At 51.5% G+C, this 14,016-nt stretch carries 19 protein-coding genes and 3 tRNA genes; 11 read left to right on the top strand and 11 right to left on the bottom strand.

Features of this window, described 5'->3' with window-relative positions; all coding sequences use genetic code 11:
- Positions 1-15 precede the first annotated feature (15 nt).
- The 3 genes from tcyL (at position 16) to sdiA (ending at position 2,469) form a co-directional block, all read left to right on the top strand.
- The gene (gene tcyL, locus ABLX76_RS05605) at positions 16-684 is read left to right on the top strand and encodes a cystine ABC transporter permease (protein WP_008804215.1); all 669 of its coding nucleotides are present in this window, start codon (positions 16-18) and stop codon (positions 682-684) included.
- Positions 681-1,433: an L-cystine ABC transporter ATP-binding protein TcyN gene (gene tcyN, locus ABLX76_RS05600; protein WP_004203465.1), complete on the top strand. Its 753-nt coding sequence runs from the start codon at positions 681-683 to the stop codon at positions 1,431-1,433. The genes tcyL and tcyN overlap by 4 nt, the downstream gene beginning before the upstream one ends.
- 313 nt (positions 1,434-1,746) lie before the next feature.
- Entirely contained in the window at positions 1,747-2,469 is a 723-nt protein-coding gene (gene sdiA / locus ABLX76_RS05595; RefSeq protein WP_044524003.1) for a transcriptional regulator SdiA, read from the top strand.
- A gap of 67 nt (positions 2,470-2,536) precedes the next feature.
- Here the strand turns inward: sdiA and ABLX76_RS05590 are convergent, their stop codons facing one another.
- Entirely contained in the window at positions 2,537-2,761 is a 225-nt protein-coding gene (locus ABLX76_RS05590) for a DUF2594 family protein (RefSeq protein WP_032453405.1), read from the bottom strand.
- Positions 2,762-3,222: 461 nt separating this feature from the next.
- Between ABLX76_RS05590 and uvrY the strand changes: the two genes are divergently transcribed.
- From uvrY to ABLX76_RS05560, 6 genes are all read left to right on the top strand, one after another.
- Positions 3,223-3,879, top strand: coding sequence for a UvrY/SirA/GacA family response regulator transcription factor (gene uvrY, locus ABLX76_RS05585; RefSeq protein ID WP_002911539.1), 657 nt, complete (start codon positions 3,223-3,225; stop codon positions 3,877-3,879).
- A complete protein-coding gene (uvrC, locus tag ABLX76_RS05580) occupies positions 3,876-5,708 on the top strand; it encodes an excinuclease ABC subunit UvrC (RefSeq protein WP_087848905.1) in 1,833 nt (610 codons plus the stop codon). Before uvrY ends, uvrC begins: the two co-directional genes overlap by 4 nt.
- Positions 5,709-5,765: 57 nt before the next feature.
- Positions 5,766-6,314: a CDP-diacylglycerol--glycerol-3-phosphate 3-phosphatidyltransferase gene (gene pgsA, locus ABLX76_RS05575; RefSeq protein WP_004141115.1), complete on the top strand. Its 549-nt coding sequence runs from the start codon at positions 5,766-5,768 to the stop codon at positions 6,312-6,314.
- 150 nt (positions 6,315-6,464) lie between these two features.
- Positions 6,465-6,540, top strand: a tRNA-Gly gene (locus ABLX76_RS05570).
- Between the two features lie 40 nt (positions 6,541-6,580).
- A tRNA-Cys gene (locus tag ABLX76_RS05565) sits at positions 6,581-6,654 on the top strand.
- Between the two features lie 13 nt (positions 6,655-6,667).
- Positions 6,668-6,754 (top strand) — tRNA-Leu (locus ABLX76_RS05560).
- A 91-nt stretch (positions 6,755-6,845) separates the two neighbouring features.
- Here ABLX76_RS05560 and ABLX76_RS05555 read toward each other — a convergent pair.
- From ABLX76_RS05555 to ABLX76_RS05510, 10 genes are all read right to left on the bottom strand, one after another.
- Positions 6,846-7,880, bottom strand: a complete 1,035-nt coding sequence (locus ABLX76_RS05555) for a tyrosine-type recombinase/integrase (protein ID WP_074385153.1) — start codon at positions 7,878-7,880, stop codon at positions 6,846-6,848.
- Positions 7,880-8,110, bottom strand: a complete 231-nt coding sequence (locus ABLX76_RS05550; protein ID WP_072071868.1) for a DUF4224 domain-containing protein — start codon at positions 8,108-8,110, stop codon at positions 7,880-7,882. Before ABLX76_RS05550 ends, ABLX76_RS05555 begins: the two co-directional genes overlap by 1 nt.
- Positions 8,111-8,142: 32 nt before the next feature.
- Positions 8,143-8,415, bottom strand: coding sequence for a hypothetical protein (locus tag ABLX76_RS05545; RefSeq protein WP_323061076.1), 273 nt, complete (start codon positions 8,413-8,415; stop codon positions 8,143-8,145).
- Entirely contained in the window at positions 8,412-8,690 is a 279-nt protein-coding gene (locus tag ABLX76_RS05540; protein ID WP_348874159.1) for a hypothetical protein, read from the bottom strand. Before ABLX76_RS05540 ends, ABLX76_RS05545 begins: the two co-directional genes overlap by 4 nt.
- The gene (locus ABLX76_RS05535; RefSeq protein ID WP_135728677.1) at positions 8,683-9,027 is read right to left on the bottom strand and encodes a hypothetical protein; all 345 of its coding nucleotides are present in this window, start codon (positions 9,025-9,027) and stop codon (positions 8,683-8,685) included. Before ABLX76_RS05535 ends, ABLX76_RS05540 begins: the two co-directional genes overlap by 8 nt.
- The gene (locus ABLX76_RS05530) at positions 9,024-9,158 is read right to left on the bottom strand and encodes a hypothetical protein (protein WP_265937758.1); all 135 of its coding nucleotides are present in this window, start codon (positions 9,156-9,158) and stop codon (positions 9,024-9,026) included. The genes ABLX76_RS05535 and ABLX76_RS05530 overlap by 4 nt, the downstream gene beginning before the upstream one ends.
- The gene (locus ABLX76_RS05525; protein ID WP_348874156.1) at positions 9,155-9,940 is read right to left on the bottom strand and encodes a hypothetical protein; all 786 of its coding nucleotides are present in this window, start codon (positions 9,938-9,940) and stop codon (positions 9,155-9,157) included. The genes ABLX76_RS05530 and ABLX76_RS05525 overlap by 4 nt, the downstream gene beginning before the upstream one ends.
- Positions 9,940-10,239: a hypothetical protein gene (locus ABLX76_RS05520; RefSeq protein WP_208310576.1), complete on the bottom strand. Its 300-nt coding sequence runs from the start codon at positions 10,237-10,239 to the stop codon at positions 9,940-9,942. The genes ABLX76_RS05525 and ABLX76_RS05520 overlap by 1 nt, the downstream gene beginning before the upstream one ends.
- Before the next feature lie 88 nt (positions 10,240-10,327).
- On the bottom strand, positions 10,328-11,245 hold the full coding sequence (gene rdgC / locus ABLX76_RS05515) for a recombination-associated protein RdgC (RefSeq protein WP_348874154.1): 918 nt from the start codon (positions 11,243-11,245) through the stop codon (positions 10,328-10,330).
- A 1,063-nt stretch (positions 11,246-12,308) separates the two neighbouring features.
- Positions 12,309-13,004 (bottom strand): helix-turn-helix transcriptional regulator, encoded by a 696-nt coding sequence (locus ABLX76_RS05510; protein ID WP_000690183.1) that lies wholly within the window; start codon positions 13,002-13,004, stop codon positions 12,309-12,311.
- Between the two features lie 97 nt (positions 13,005-13,101).
- Between ABLX76_RS05510 and ABLX76_RS05505 the strand changes: the two genes are divergently transcribed.
- Both ABLX76_RS05505 and ABLX76_RS05500 read left to right on the top strand, forming a co-directional pair.
- Entirely contained in the window at positions 13,102-13,344 is a 243-nt protein-coding gene (locus ABLX76_RS05505) for a helix-turn-helix transcriptional regulator (protein ID WP_001191665.1), read from the top strand.
- Positions 13,345-13,378: 34 nt separating this feature from the next.
- Positions 13,379-13,840 (top strand): YmfL family putative regulatory protein, encoded by a 462-nt coding sequence (locus ABLX76_RS05500; RefSeq protein ID WP_004213338.1) that lies wholly within the window; start codon positions 13,379-13,381, stop codon positions 13,838-13,840.
- Positions 13,841-14,016 lie beyond the last annotated feature (176 nt).

The raw sequence follows: 14,016 nt of genomic DNA, 5'->3' as shown, positions 1-14,016 counted from the left end.
TATAGAAACCACAGCATGCAAGAAAGTATCCAACTGGTCATCGATTCCGCGCCTTTTCTGCTGAAAGGCGCCGTCTTTACGCTGCAGCTGAGCATTGGCGGGATGTTTTTCGGCCTGGTGCTGGGCTTTATCCTGGCGCTGATGCGCATGTCGCCCCTCTGGCCGGTAAAATGGCTGGCGCGCATGTATATCTCCATTTTTCGCGGGACACCGCTTATCGCCCAGCTGTTCATGATTTACTACGGTTTGCCGCAGTTTGGCATTGAACTTGACCCGATCCCGGCGGCGATGATCGGCCTGTCGCTGAACACGGCGGCCTACGCGGCGGAAACCCTGCGCGCGGCCATCGCCTCGATTGACAAAGGGCAATGGGAAGCGGCGGCCAGTATCGGTATGACCCCGTGGCAGACAATGCGTCGGGCTATTTTACCCCAGGCGGCGCGGGTCGCTTTGCCGCCGCTCTCTAACAGTTTTATCAGCCTGGTAAAAGATACCTCGCTGGCGGCGACGATCCAGGTGCCGGAGCTGTTCCGTCAGGCGCAGCTTATCACCTCGCGTACGCTGGAGGTCTTCACCATGTATCTGGCAGCCTCTCTGATCTACTGGGTGATGGCGACGGTACTCTCCTCGCTGCAGAACTATTTTGAAAACCAGCTGAACCGCCAGGAGCGTGATCCGAAATGAGTGCGATTGAAGTAAAAAGCCTGGTGAAAAAATTCCATGGCCAGACGGTGCTCCACGGTATCGACCTGGAGGTGCAGGAAGGCGAAGTGGTGGCGATCATCGGTCCCAGCGGCTCGGGGAAGACTACCCTGCTGCGCAGCATTAATCTGCTGGAGCAACCGGAGAGCGGCACTATCCGCGTCGGCGATGTGACGATCGACGCCGGTCGCAGCCTCGGGCCGCAAAAAGGGCTTATTCGGCGGCTGCGCCAGCACGTGGGTTTTGTCTTCCAGAACTTTAACCTGTTTCCCCACCGGACGGTGCTGGAGAACATTATTGAAGGGCCGGTCATCGTAAAAGGCGAAGACAAGCAGGAGTCGATGGCGCGGGCGCGCGATCTGCTGGCGAAGGTAGGCCTCAGCGGCAAAGAGAACAGCTATCCGCGCCGCCTCTCCGGCGGTCAGCAGCAGCGGGTCGCCATTGCTCGCGCGCTGGCCATGCGTCCGGACGTGATCCTGTTTGATGAACCGACCTCGGCCCTTGATCCTGAGCTGGTAGGGGAGGTGCTCAATACCATCCGCCAGCTGGCGCAGGAGAAACGCACCATGGTTATCGTGACCCATGAAATGAGCTTCGCTCGCGACGTTGCCGATCGGGCGATTTTTATGGATCAGGGACGCATCGTTGAACAAGGCGAGGCCAAAGCGCTGTTCGCCTCGCCTCAGCAGCCGCGTACCCGCCAGTTCCTCGAAAAATTCCTGATGCAGTAGAGCAGGCGCTGGCGCGGCGGCGCTCCATCGCGAGGGCCGCCGCGTTCAGCCCGCTTCCACGCCGGGGGAACGCCCCATCATCAAATTTTCGTGCTATTGACTCCCCTGGCCGTATACACCGCTTCCCATCCCCCCGTGTAGGGTGTAGAAAATGAAGGGAGGGCCTTAGTTTCAGCGCAGCGAGCGGAAAAAAGGCAAGCCTTCAGGCTAATAAATGCGACAGCTACGATATTTTATACATATAAATAAGATTTATGTGTTAGTTTTCTGTATTTATAATAATGATTATCAATCAGGAGTTATTTGCACAGCTATGAGGGACAATGATTTTTTCAGCTGGCGGCGGGATATGCTGCATCAATTTCAGTCCATGGCCGCCGGTGAGGAGGTTTATAATCTCCTGCAACGAGAAACAGAAACGCTGGAATATGATTACTACACGCTTTGTGTGCGTCACCCGGTGCCTTTCACTCGCCCCCGCGTCACGTTTCAGTCGACCTATCCCCGCGCATGGATGTCTCATTACCAGGCAGAGAATTATTTCACGATAGATCCCGTGTTACGCCCGGAGAATTTTATGCGTGGCCATCTGCCATGGGAAGATGGGCTGTTTCGCGATGCGCAGGCATTATGGGACGGGGCGCGCGACCATGGTTTGCAAAAAGGGGTGACACAGTGTCTGACGTTGCCGAATCATGCTCAGGGTTTTCTCTCCGTCTCCGCGAACAACCGTTTGCCGAACGCTTATCCTGATGATGAACTGGAGCTGCGCCTGCGAACGCTGACGGAGTTGAGCCTGTTGACGCTCTTGCGTCTGGAAGATGAGATGGTGATGCCGCCGGAGATGAAGTTCAGCCGGCGCGAACTGGAGATCCTCAAATGGACCGCGGAAGGAAAGACCTCGGCGGAGGTGGCGATGATTCTCTCGATTTCGGAAAATACGGTTAATTTCCATCAGAAGAATATGCAACGGAAATTTAATGCGCCGAATAAAACGCAAATTGCCTGTTACGCCGTGGCGACAGGGCTAATCTGAATGCGCCTGCCGTTCTGCGTGCCAGACGTGATACCGGCTGTCAGTCATACTTTCAGCCGGTACAAGATTACTGCCGGTATGCTTGTTTAATTTGCTTAACGGTGCTGGAGAATACGGCGGCCTGAGCCTCATCTTCCATCTGCGCGATCTGCTTTTCCATTTTAATAATCACGCGACCCGCGTCTGCCTGACCCATCGCCTGCAGCATTAGCGTCATCAGCGCTTTCAGGCAGGTGACTTCCTGCGCCAGTTCTTGATTATTTTCTGCAGTGGAAAAATCTGGTGTGCTCATCGATATCCTCGTTTGCTCGCTGCGCTATTGCGCCTGTCTGAATGTGAAGGCCGCGCAGTATACCACAAGCGACAGAAAAAAAAGGAGTGCTTAATTTCTGTTCTCTCATCTGAGTTGTGAATGATTTTATGCATCAGATAAGACGTAATAGCTGTCAGCAGCGCAATAATTTCCCCCAATTATTTAGCACGTTAATAATTGTTACATATTTTGCCTCGTATTTATGCGCTACGTAATCTGTTGTGTTTTTTGTGCCTTCTGTATGAGGATTGTTAAAAAATAAGCCTCGGGCAACTGATTGTTCGCAATGACTTTCCACTCAGTGTGCACAGACATTGCCATAAATGAGAGCCAAATCGAGGAGACGGCATTTTTTTGCCTTTTAAATTAGCAATAAAACCCGGTAATATGTGGGAGATAAAGTATCAGTAGCGTTATCCCTCATTCTGGAGATTATTCCTTTGATCAACGTTCTTCTTGTTGATGACCACGAACTGGTGCGCGCAGGGATACGACGCATTCTGGAAGATATAAAAGGGATTAAAGTCGCTGGCGAAGCCTGCTGCGGCGAAGACGCCGTTAAGTGGTGCCGGGCTAATTCCGCTGATGTCGTCCTGATGGATATGAACATGCCCGGGATCGGTGGTCTGGAAGCGACGCGCAAAATCGCGCGCTCGGTAGCGGGCACGAAAGTGATCATGTTGACCGTGCATACCGAGAATCCTTTACCTGCCAAGGTTATGCAGGCAGGGGCGGCAGGGTATCTCAGTAAGGGCGCTGCGCCACAGGAAGTGGTGAATGCGATTCGCTGCGTCGCGTCCGGGCAACGTTACATTGCTTCCGATATTGCGCAGCAAATGGCGTTAAGTCAGATTGAACCGGAAAAAACAGAATCGCCTTTTGCCAGTTTGTCTGAACGCGAATTGCAGATTATGCTGATGATCACCAAAGGTCAGAAGGTGAATGAGATCTCAGAGCAGCTGAATCTGAGTCCTAAAACGGTTAACAGCTATCGCTATCGGATGTTCAGCAAATTGAACATTCATGGCGATGTCGAGCTGACCCACCTGGCAATTCGCCATGGCCTGTGTAATGCGGAGTCGTTAGCAAGCCAGTGAGTGATGTTTTTGACGCAAAAGCTTTCCTGAAAACGGTAACCAGCCAGCCCGGTGTGTATCGGATGTATGATGCTGGCGGAACCGTCATCTATGTTGGCAAAGCCAAAGATTTGAAAAAGCGGCTCAGCAGCTACTTCCGCAGCAACCTCGCGTCGCGTAAAACGGAAGCGCTGGTGGCGCTGATCGCGCAAATCGACGTGACCGTCACCCATACCGAGACGGAAGCGCTGCTGCTTGAACACAACTATATCAAGCTGTACCAGCCGCGGTACAACGTGCTGTTGCGCGACGATAAGTCGTATCCTTTTATCTTCCTCAGCGGCGATACCCATCCGCGTCTGGCGATGCATCGTGGCGCCAAACATGCGAAGGGCGAGTATTTTGGTCCTTTTCCCAACGGCTATGCCGTGCGCGAGACCCTGGCGCTGCTGCAGAAAATCTTTCCCATCCGTCAGTGTGAAAACAGCGTCTACCGCAATCGCTCCCGTCCCTGTCTACAGTATCAGATTGGCCGCTGCCTGGGGCCGTGCGTGGCGGGGCTGGTCAGTGAAGACGAGTATGCTCAGCAGGTGGAGTATGTGCGGCTGTTTCTCGCCGGCAAAGATGATCAGGTGCTGACTCAGCTCATCGCGAGGATGGAGAAGGCGAGTCAGAACCTCGAGTTTGAAGAGGCGGCGCGCATTCGCGACCAGATTCAGGCCGTCCGCCGCGTGACGGAGAAACAGTTTGTCTCTAACACCGGCGACGATCTTGACGTGATCGGGGTTGCCTTCGATGCCGGAATGGCCTGCGTCCATGTGCTGTTTATCCGCCAGGGAAAAGTGCTGGGCAGCCGCAGCTACTTCCCGAAAGTGCCGGGCGGCACCGAGCTGGGCGAGGTCGTGGAGACCTTTGTCGGCCAGTTCTACCTGCAGGGCAGCCAGATGCGCACGCTGCCGGGAGAGATTTTGCTCGACTTCAACCTCGGGGATAAGACGCTGCTGGCCGAGTCGTTGTCGGAGCTGGCGGGGCGCCGAATTCATGTGCAGACTAAACCGCGCGGCGACCGGGCGCGTTACCTTAAGCTGGCGCGCACCAATGCCGCCACGGCGTTAACCACGAAATTGTCTCAGCAATCGACCATTCATCAGCGTCTGCAGGCGCTGGCCTCCGTGCTGGAGCTGCCGACCGTGAAGCGGATGGAGTGCTTTGATATCAGCCACACCATGGGCGAACAGACCGTCGCCTCCTGCGTGGTATTTGACAGCAATGGCCCCCTGCGCGCGGAGTACCGGCGCTACAATATCGCCGGCATCACCCCGGGCGATGACTATGCGGCGATGAATCAGGTCCTGCGCCGTCGCTATGGTAAAGCGATTGATGACAACAAGATTCCGGATGTGATCCTGATAGACGGCGGCAAGGGGCAGCTGGCGCAGGCGAAAGCGGTGTTTGCCGAGCTGGACGTCCCCTGGGATAAACATCATCCGCTGCTGCTGGGCGTGGCGAAAGGTAGCGATCGTAAAGCCGGCCTGGAAACGTTATTCTTTGAACCAGAGGGCGAGGGGTTTAGCCTGCCGCCGGATTCGCCGGCCCTGCACGTGATCCAGCATATCCGCGATGAATCGCACGATCATGCGATCTCCGGACATCGCAAAAAACGGGCGAAAGTGAAGAGCACCAGCTCGCTTGAGACTATCGAGGGGGTGGGGCCGAAGCGTCGCCAGATGCTGCTGAAGTACATGGGGGGGCTGCAGGGGCTGCAGCAGGCCAGCGTCGAAGAAATTGCCAAAGTACCGGGCATCTCTCACGCTCTGGCAGAAAAGATCTTCTACTCGTTGAAACATTAGGGGCTCTGTAGCAACATAGGGCTAATTTTTACTTACAACAGATAGTTACCCGTCACTATGCAATTTAATATCCCTACGTTGCTTACTCTGTTCCGCGTCATCCTGATCCCGTTCTTTGTGCTGGCGTTTTATCTGCCCTTTAGCTGGGCGCCGTTTGCCTGCGCGCTGATTTTCTTTGTTGCCGCCGTGACCGACTGGTTTGATGGTTTCCTCGCCCGTCGCTGGAACCAGAGTACCCGGTTCGGCGCCTTCCTCGATCCGGTGGCCGATAAAGTCATGGTGGCTATCGCCATGGTGCTGGTCGCTGAGCACTATCACACCTGGTGGGTTACGCTGCCGGCGGCGACGATGATTGCCCGGGAAATTATTATCTCCGCGCTGCGCGAGTGGATGGCGGAGCTGGGAAAACGCAGCAGCGTGGCGGTCTCGTGGATTGGTAAAGTGAAAACCACCGCACAGATGACTGCCCTGGTGTGGATGCTGTGGCGTCCTTATCCGTGGGTGGAATGGGCCGGGATCGCGCTTTTCCTCGTGGCGGCGGTGCTGACGCTGTGGTCGATGCTGCAATATTTGAACGCGGCGCGCGGCGATTTGCTTGATCAGTGATCGTTTCGCCGTTATTTTCAGCAAACGATGCAAAGTTGCGAAAAATACCGTTGACTCACCGCGAGAGATAAGTAGAATGCAACGCATCGAACGGCGGCACAGTCTTCCAGACGATAACAAAATCAAGTGATTAGCAAATAACTTGATGATGCGGGAATAGCTCAGTTGGTAGAGCACGACCTTGCCAAGGTCGGGGTCGCGAGTTCGAGTCTCGTTTCCCGCTCCAGATTAACAGCATCGGCAGTAGCGGGTGCTTCAGAATTAAAGGCGCGTTAGCAAAGCGGTTATGTAGCGGATTGCAAATCCGTCTAGTCCGGTTCGACTCCGGAACGCGCCTCCACTTTATATCCCGAGCCCGGATGGTGGAATCGGTAGACACAAGGGATTTAAAATCCCTCGGCGTTCGCGCTGTGTGGGTTCAAGTCCCACTCCGGGTACCATTGGGAAATATAGAATAATCAAAGCAATAAGCAGTGTCGTGAAACCACCTACGGGTGGTTTTTTTGTTCCAAAACCACCCATTTCATAATATCACTTCATAATATTTTTCCTTTCCACCTGTCCATCTACAACCGGAACTACCGCAATTTTTCTGTCATACCGGGCAGTTTGCTCAACGTTCTTATGCCCTGATATTGCCTGTTTCTCGTACAGATTGCCCTGGAGGTCAGATATCCCTTTTGCTTTGAGATCGTGGAACGTGAAGTCAAAGGAAAGGTGAGGGTACTGTTCCTGCGCCTCAATTTTTGCTTTTCTCCAGCGACTGTTAAAGCCGTCCCGTGTGTATTTTCCGCCTGCTGGCTGGTGGATGACATACAGACTGCTCATGCCAGCGTTAAGAGGTAAATTTTTTGCCAACTCAAGTGCAGCGTTCAAGCGCGGGCTCCATGCTTTTATCTGAGCAACAGACGTTTTACTTTGCTTTATCAGGATACCTTCTTCCATAAATTGGCTTTTTTTCATCTCCAGTACATCGTTTTGTCTGGCACAGCAGAGGTAAGCGAGTTCCATTGCGACTTTCACAATGTCTGGAGCTACAGAGTACAGCGCCAGGTATTCCTCATTAGTTATGTAGCGATCTCGGCTAACTTCTTTATACTGGCGGACACCCTTTGTAGGGTTCCCTTTAACGAAGCCGCGTTCATAAGCCCAGCGATACACGCGAGACATAAAAGCTTTTTCTCTGTTAGCTTGTGTCCTGCTTTTTATTCCCCGCTTGTCCATGTAACGCCGGATATGTTCAGGTTTGATAGCGTCCGGCGGCATTTTCCCAAATACATCTATAATTTTTTTTGAGTACTTTCTATAGTCCTTTTGGGTTTCCAGAGCCAGCTCGAAAAATTCACCAGATTTAAAGAAGCGTTCGATAAGTCCTTCCATCATGGAGTCGTCCGGGCGATCGTTCATTAGCGCTTCCCATGCACTCCATACCTGAGCTTGTGTACTGGTTTTGTCGCAGAGGCGAATATTGCCTCCTCCTTTAGGATGATATTCATATGCTGATCTCCCGAGGTAAACCCTCGGAGGCATCCAGGCATCGTCTTTATTTTTTCTCGGACGTGGCATTAATCAAGTGCTCCAAAGTTGGGCTGCAGCGAATTATCGACGTTGTTCTGTCGTGATCTCTGAGCTAAAGGATTATTGAAATGCGCCCAGGTAGTGCGTGGTCTTCCGTCTCGCCCTTCAACAAAGAAAATCCCGGCATCACGTAAACACTGTGATTGCTTTGAGGGGATCTTGTATCCAGTAATTCGTTCGAGGTCTGCGTTTGAAATGATCTCGTTATCAAGATTCATAGTGTATCTCCACAAGTCCGGCTGCAACCGGCTTAACTTCTACGATACGTACAGGATGAACATCCTCCACGAATGCCGTCATTACATTTTTTACATAGCTCGTGGTCTACCTCTCCTGTAATTGCTACGTAAGTTTGAACTGGAACCAACACTGGCATAGGAACGGCCAGGACATGGTGGCGAAGTGTTGAAACTTCATCGGCTAATTCCATTAACCGCGAATGAAGGTCTTTTGCCTCCGCTTTATACCAAACTAAATCATCGCGCATGCGCCGCCAGCGACGACGCTTTAATTTGCTGGTCATAGATCCGCACCACATCTTCCGCAGCGCTCTTGGCCGCTCATGTCGTAGTAGGTAGCACCATCGTGTTTGCAGTCTGTCCATTCAGATAGATCAGACTCGAGTTCCTCGATACGCTGCTGCGCCTTCTCCAGAGCCTCAATGACTTGATCAGTGTATTGCTCAACTTCAACAGCCAATTGGCGCAATTCATCGTTAGATGCGTAGGCAATGAGCCTGGATAAACGGTGAATGTTTGCGTTTTTTTGTACGCTAGTCAGCTCGGTGATATCAGTCATTCCAGGCCTCCAGTTCGTTTTCGATCTCTTCGTCGATTTCGTCGTTAGTAGCGTCTTCGTCCAGGTAGTCCCGCGCTTCTTTCAGGTACTGTTCATGGCGTTCCCGATACCAGGCCGAAAATTCTGGCGTCCAGCCACACAGCGATCCGTCATAGTCAACCTTGGCGTTACGTTCAGCCACGCTCTCGACCATGCTGTAGGCGGTGGTAAGCGCCACTTCACGGATATACCCGCGCAGATCACGCTTGCGCCAGTAGGGGTTAACTTTTGAATCACAGAAAGGTTTGAATTCCACTTCCCAGCGGCGGATGCAACGTGCGTTCAGTGATTTACTCATGCTGTCACCCATTCAATAAACATGCAGATACCAACGGTTACTACGGCAATCAGCACCCAGCAGATCACATCGAACAAGGCGGCGAACCGACGCAGGGTGTATTTGCTGTAATTCTCAGGTTCAAAATTCATTGCGCCTCCCCAAGCACCCAACGAAGTGCACTTGCATACTCACCCTCGGCTGATTCCAGGGCTTTGGTGATTTCTTTGCGGGTTTTCAGGCGCGGCCTTGCCTCGCCGAGGATCTGACGCTGACGCCGGGCTTTTTCATGGCCGGTTGTGCCAGCAGTTGCCGCTTCAATTTCAGATACCTTCTCCCGCTGCTCTTCAGGTTTAAGCGATGCCAGCTGACGCGCCTGGGTAACGGTGACAGTTCCAGATTCCACTGCATCGCGGACAGCCTGGGTGGCATCCAGCAGCGACAGCGTTGCACGTACTGTCTGAACACTCACGCCAAACATCAGCGATAAATCGTCCTCGTCGTGCCCGCGGTCCAGCGCATCAGCCATTTTCTTTGCTCGGCCCAGCGGCGTATCAGCCTGGCGGATTTCGTTAGCACTTACCATCGCCTGCGCCATGCGAACGGCAGAGCCACGTTTAGCGACTGCCGGAACCAGTAACGGTTCTTTACCCTCTTTCAACAATCGCTTGTTGGCTTCCAGTGTATGGCGCACACGCTGGCGACCATCGACTACACAAGACAGCCCTGTCTCCGGGTTTTTCCAGACGATAACCGGCTCAAGAACGCCTTGGTCCATGATGTTCAGCACCATTGCCTCGCTGATAGGCAGGTGGATACGCTCATCGTAAAGCGGGTGCGTTTTGTCGGTAACCAAGTGCAGGTTTTCAGGTTCGAACGTCAAAACGTTCGTTTTGCCACTGGCGCCGTATACAAGCTTTGAGTCTTTAGCCATCAGACAGCCTCCGCATTGCTGGTGGATGTCGTTGAGATACTCTTCAGATCGCGCATTGCTTCCAGTACGTGCATATTGCTGCGGTTTTTTGTGTGACGCTCAACAATTCGATCGCATTCTTTCGCCCAGGAAATAACTTCTTCCTTCATTGCGTCACGTTCTTTACATGCCTGCCGAAGGGTAATATTCGAAACATCGAGCATTGTTGCCAGCTCTTTAATAAGTTCTGAATTTGCAGGAGGCATTGTTTTAGCTGCCTCAAAGGCATCTTTAATTAACTGCTGTACTGTTTTTCCCATTTTTTTATTTCTCCAACTGACGCGCTGCAACGCGTTTTAGGGTGCAGCAACCCAACCCATGAGAATGGGGTAATTGCTGCTGTTCTAATCAGGCTGCTGGTTTTTGTTCTTCGGGCTCTTTGTAGGCGAGCAGATCACAAAGCTGGTTAATTACTTTACAGAACTGGAACATGTCCGTACCTGCCTGGTGACGCCAGCGGTAGGCTTTGTCGTCATCATCAGAATAATCATTATCCTTGGTATCGATCCGCCGGAAATGGAACTTATCTGTAAGCAGAAAAGAGACGCCGCAGCCTCTTAATTCCATGTTATCGACGATAAAACCTGTGTTCAGGCTCTCCAGAATTTCACTGGTAACGGAAGTGTGTTCCGCAGAGTAGCGAATAACTTCTTTCTGTTCTGCCAGGCGGGATAGCTGGACATAATCACCGACCTCAAACCCTGCAAAGGCTGATTCTTCGCCGTCCAGATGGTTTTTAAGGCGCGTTGTCAGGCCGTTTTTGATATCACTGATGTTGATCGTGACTGTTTTGACTGAGCCGATCACTTTAATCAGCATCGCCCCGACTAAATTGGCAATATTTTTATTGGCGGAATTAATGATCAGCAGATTTTCTTCAGTGTTATACAGGACCAGGATCAGAGACGACTTGATGAATGCCTGTTTGCAGAGCTGAACCTTAGCATCCTGGATAATGTTGTTACGGTCAGCGCGCTTCAATTTCTGACCACACGCATTTTCGATGCGCTGGATACGCTCATTGGCTTCTTTCATTACGACGTGCTGGGGGATTATTTTCTCATCGCGGCGAACCACGATTGCATAACCGTCAGTAATTGGCGTAACCAGCTCGCCGGTAATCGGGTTAGGGACGAAGGAAGCCCGCGCGAACTCCGTTTCTGTAAGTTCAGAGTAGGGCAATTCCTGCAGATGCCCTTCAACCGCTTCAATACTGGGCAAAGTAGCCCGATAGACAATGGCGTTACGTAACTTTGATAATTTCATTTCTGTGTCCTCTGCAAAGGATTAGTTAGTTATCTCCACACAACGGAAAGAGCACTGAAGCACTGGAAACTCACTTGACTAACACAGTGCTTTTTCCTGTTGTGTGCCGGGCTTCCACCGGCTCCCATCTGTTTTTAAAGCCACTCAGATATCGTCTGGGCTGCGTCGTCTCTTCCGGCTGTCATTCGGGTTGAACTCGCCCGAAACGAGATTGAAGGGTTATAGCCCCTTACGGCATTCACGCCCTATCACGTGTGTCGCGTATGCCACGCCAGCACCTAACGAGTTTTAACGACCTTTGCCGTTTGCATCATCTTGTCGCCGCTGTTATCGATGCGGAACCGCCACTGTCCAGGACATTTAAAAGGACCGTCTCCAAGTGGTAACTCTTCCAGTCCCGATAAACCTCCTCAGTAGAAGGGGACTTATCGGGAATGAATGTTGTGACACCAGATCGCTAATCTGCTTACTTCCCGCCGCTCTGTTTTGGTATTGGCAACCAGCTGCTGTTGCTCAGTCGATTTCCGGGTCTTTGCGTCGACCGGCGCTGCAGTACGCTTGTACACGTCACAACGAGGAGAGCACTGATACGATTAGCTATTGCGTTCGGATCGGCTTACGGCTTGTGTGTTTGCCCGTTCACCGCCAATGCTCTCATCTGTTGTGTCCCGGACTCTTCCCGGGCGTCACACCTTTTCGCCGCGCTGGTGGGGCGCACGTCGTGCCTGAAACACTTAGCTTGCACATTCTTCCGGAATTCCTGAGAGCGCATGGATAAAGGTAACTCTCTGGCGGCTAACGCTGCATGTGCCATACAGCGGTTGCGAATATTGCCGTTCACAACTGGAAGCGCACTCCTTCAGTTACAAACCGATCCCCACCGGAAAGAAGGGCAATGCGCTTCCATGTTGTGTTCTGTTCATCCTTGTCCGTAAGTTTCGTCATGTGCCGACGAGTAGAAGATAATCATAAATTGCGAGTAACGCAATAGCTATGTGCGTAAAACGCAAATTTAGGGCGAAAAAAAAGGCCTCGAATGAGGCCTAGTTTATGATGATGAATGCTATCCATGCCGTTTAAAGGACTGAGACTGGCTTATTAAAACCTTTCCATAGATATAGAATCTGTGTTCATTCTCTTTAGTTATATTCCATTCTCTATAACGAGGGTTATCAGAGATGACTAGCAGTTGGTCTGGTATCATCTGCAGGCGTTTAACATAAACTTTTCCATCAAAACCAAAGACGTAAATCCCATCCCCATCGAACTCATTGATAGTTACGTCCACAAAGATTAGGTCGCCAGGCTCAATCGTTGAGGCCATGCTATCACCGCGAACGTTGATGACCTTTACTCCAGATGGAGTCCTGCCACCAAACATTGCCAATGCCTGATCATTGCTGAACTCGATAGCATGAATGACATCTATTACGTCACTACCGTGTATATGTCCTGCCCCGGCGCTTGCGCTCACATCAAGTACCTCGACTCTGTATACATCCACATCCTTTACGGGAGATGCATGTTTTTCACTGTTTATATGTACAGTAGTATCGTTTTCGTCAGAGGTAAATAGGTCAGGTACACTTACGCTTAAAGCTTGAGCAAGTCGGTTAAGTGTCTGTTCTGAAAACTGCTTTTGTTTACCAGTTTCAAGCCTGGAAATATTGGCAGCATCAACGCCCACAGCTTCTGCAAGCTCTGCGATTTTAATGTTCTTCGCTAAGCGAAGTTGTCGTATGCGAGATCCTATTTTCATTCACTCATTACATGTTGTTTTTGCGTTTCGTGCAAAGCAACTTGCGCAATTCGCTAGTGTGGAATAACATGCGTAATACGCAAAAATAGGAGGCATTATGCAATCACCATTAAGAAAATTGCGAAAATCGCATGGCATGACCTTATTGCACGTTGCAACCGGGGTACAGGTAGATCCTGCAACGTTGAGCCGCATTGAAAGATGCGAGCAAGTCCCATCTGTCGAACTGGCGGAGAGATTAGCCAAGTTCTTTAGAGGAGAAATAAGCGAATTACACATTTTGTACCCAAGTCGCTATCAGACAGATGACGTACCAAGTGCAAATAATCGTACTGCTTAAACGGTTATTCGATAACTACAAAAGGAAAATCAACATGGTAGAGCCAAACCTCAAAGAAGCCGTCAAAGCGATGTGCAAAGCATATCCAGGTGGGCGCGAAGCAATGGCTGGCGCACTGGGAATGACGGTGACGCAGTTTAACAACAACCTTTACGAGAAAAACGGCTGTCGTTTCTTCGAAGTCAGCGAGCTGGAAGCGATGGAGGACATTTCCAATACGTCGTTACTGGCTGATTACTTCGCTCGCCGTCGTGGTGCTCTGCTGGTGGATGTTCCGCACCTGGAAGAGCTGGATCGCGTGGACTTGTTTAGCCGGGCAATGCGTACCTCTGCCGCCAGAGGTCAGGTTGACCAGATTATCGAACAGGCACTTGAAGATGGGGTAATCGAAAGGCATGAGGCAGAAGAAATCATGGTGCATCACCGCCGCCACCTGGCAGCTCGGGAAGAAGAGATTGCCGCAATTATCACGTTATTTTCTCGCAAAAAGAAGTGACGCCAGCGAGTTGCAGCTCCTGGCGTCGTGGCGTGTCGTTATCAGTGGAGATTACTAACGCATGAACAGTTTATCAACACAATACCGCAGGTCGCAACTTATAGCGCGGCCAGTTCCTGGTGGAGCAGGACCGGTGCAGTTCGTGTATGGGGTAAGAGTACCAGGCGGATTCGAAC

Source organism: Klebsiella sp. JB_Kp004 (assembly GCF_040065795.1).
GTDB lineage: Bacteria > Pseudomonadota > Gammaproteobacteria > Enterobacterales > Enterobacteriaceae > Klebsiella > Klebsiella quasipneumoniae.
The sequence above is the reverse complement of the archived record's forward strand: the minus strand, read 5'-3'. Positions and strand labels throughout refer to the sequence as shown.

Coding starts and splice junctions, on each gene's coding strand:
- tcyL (WP_008804215.1), top strand. CDS start 16: ATGCAAGAAAGTATCCAACTGGTCATCGATTCCGCGCCTTTTCTGCTG.
- tcyN (WP_004203465.1), top strand. CDS start 681: ATGAGTGCGATTGAAGTAAAAAGCCTGGTGAAAAAATTCCATGGCCAG.
- sdiA (WP_044524003.1), top strand. CDS start 1,747: ATGAGGGACAATGATTTTTTCAGCTGGCGGCGGGATATGCTGCATCAA.
- ABLX76_RS05590 (WP_032453405.1), bottom strand. CDS start 2,761: ATGAGCACACCAGATTTTTCCACTGCAGAAAATAATCAAGAACTGGCG.
- pgsA (WP_004141115.1), top strand. CDS start 5,766: ATGCAATTTAATATCCCTACGTTGCTTACTCTGTTCCGCGTCATCCTG.
- ABLX76_RS05555 (WP_074385153.1), bottom strand. CDS start 7,880: ATGCCACGTCCGAGAAAAAATAAAGACGATGCCTGGATGCCTCCGAGG.
- ABLX76_RS05550 (WP_072071868.1), bottom strand. CDS start 8,110: ATGAATCTTGATAACGAGATCATTTCAAACGCAGACCTCGAACGAATT.
- ABLX76_RS05545 (WP_323061076.1), bottom strand. CDS start 8,415: ATGACCAGCAAATTAAAGCGTCGTCGCTGGCGGCGCATGCGCGATGAT.
- ABLX76_RS05540 (WP_348874159.1), bottom strand. CDS start 8,690: ATGACTGATATCACCGAGCTGACTAGCGTACAAAAAAACGCAAACATT.
- ABLX76_RS05535 (WP_135728677.1), bottom strand. CDS start 9,027: ATGAGTAAATCACTGAACGCACGTTGCATCCGCCGCTGGGAAGTGGAA.
- ABLX76_RS05530 (WP_265937758.1), bottom strand. CDS start 9,158: ATGAATTTTGAACCTGAGAATTACAGCAAATACACCCTGCGTCGGTTC.
- ABLX76_RS05525 (WP_348874156.1), bottom strand. CDS start 9,940: ATGGCTAAAGACTCAAAGCTTGTATACGGCGCCAGTGGCAAAACGAAC.
- ABLX76_RS05520 (WP_208310576.1), bottom strand. CDS start 10,239: ATGGGAAAAACAGTACAGCAGTTAATTAAAGATGCCTTTGAGGCAGCT.
- rdgC (WP_348874154.1), bottom strand. CDS start 11,245: ATGAAATTATCAAAGTTACGTAACGCCATTGTCTATCGGGCTACTTTG.
- ABLX76_RS05510 (WP_000690183.1), bottom strand. CDS start 13,004: ATGAAAATAGGATCTCGCATACGACAACTTCGCTTAGCGAAGAACATT.
- ABLX76_RS05505 (WP_001191665.1), top strand. CDS start 13,102: ATGCAATCACCATTAAGAAAATTGCGAAAATCGCATGGCATGACCTTA.
- ABLX76_RS05500 (WP_004213338.1), top strand. CDS start 13,379: ATGGTAGAGCCAAACCTCAAAGAAGCCGTCAAAGCGATGTGCAAAGCA.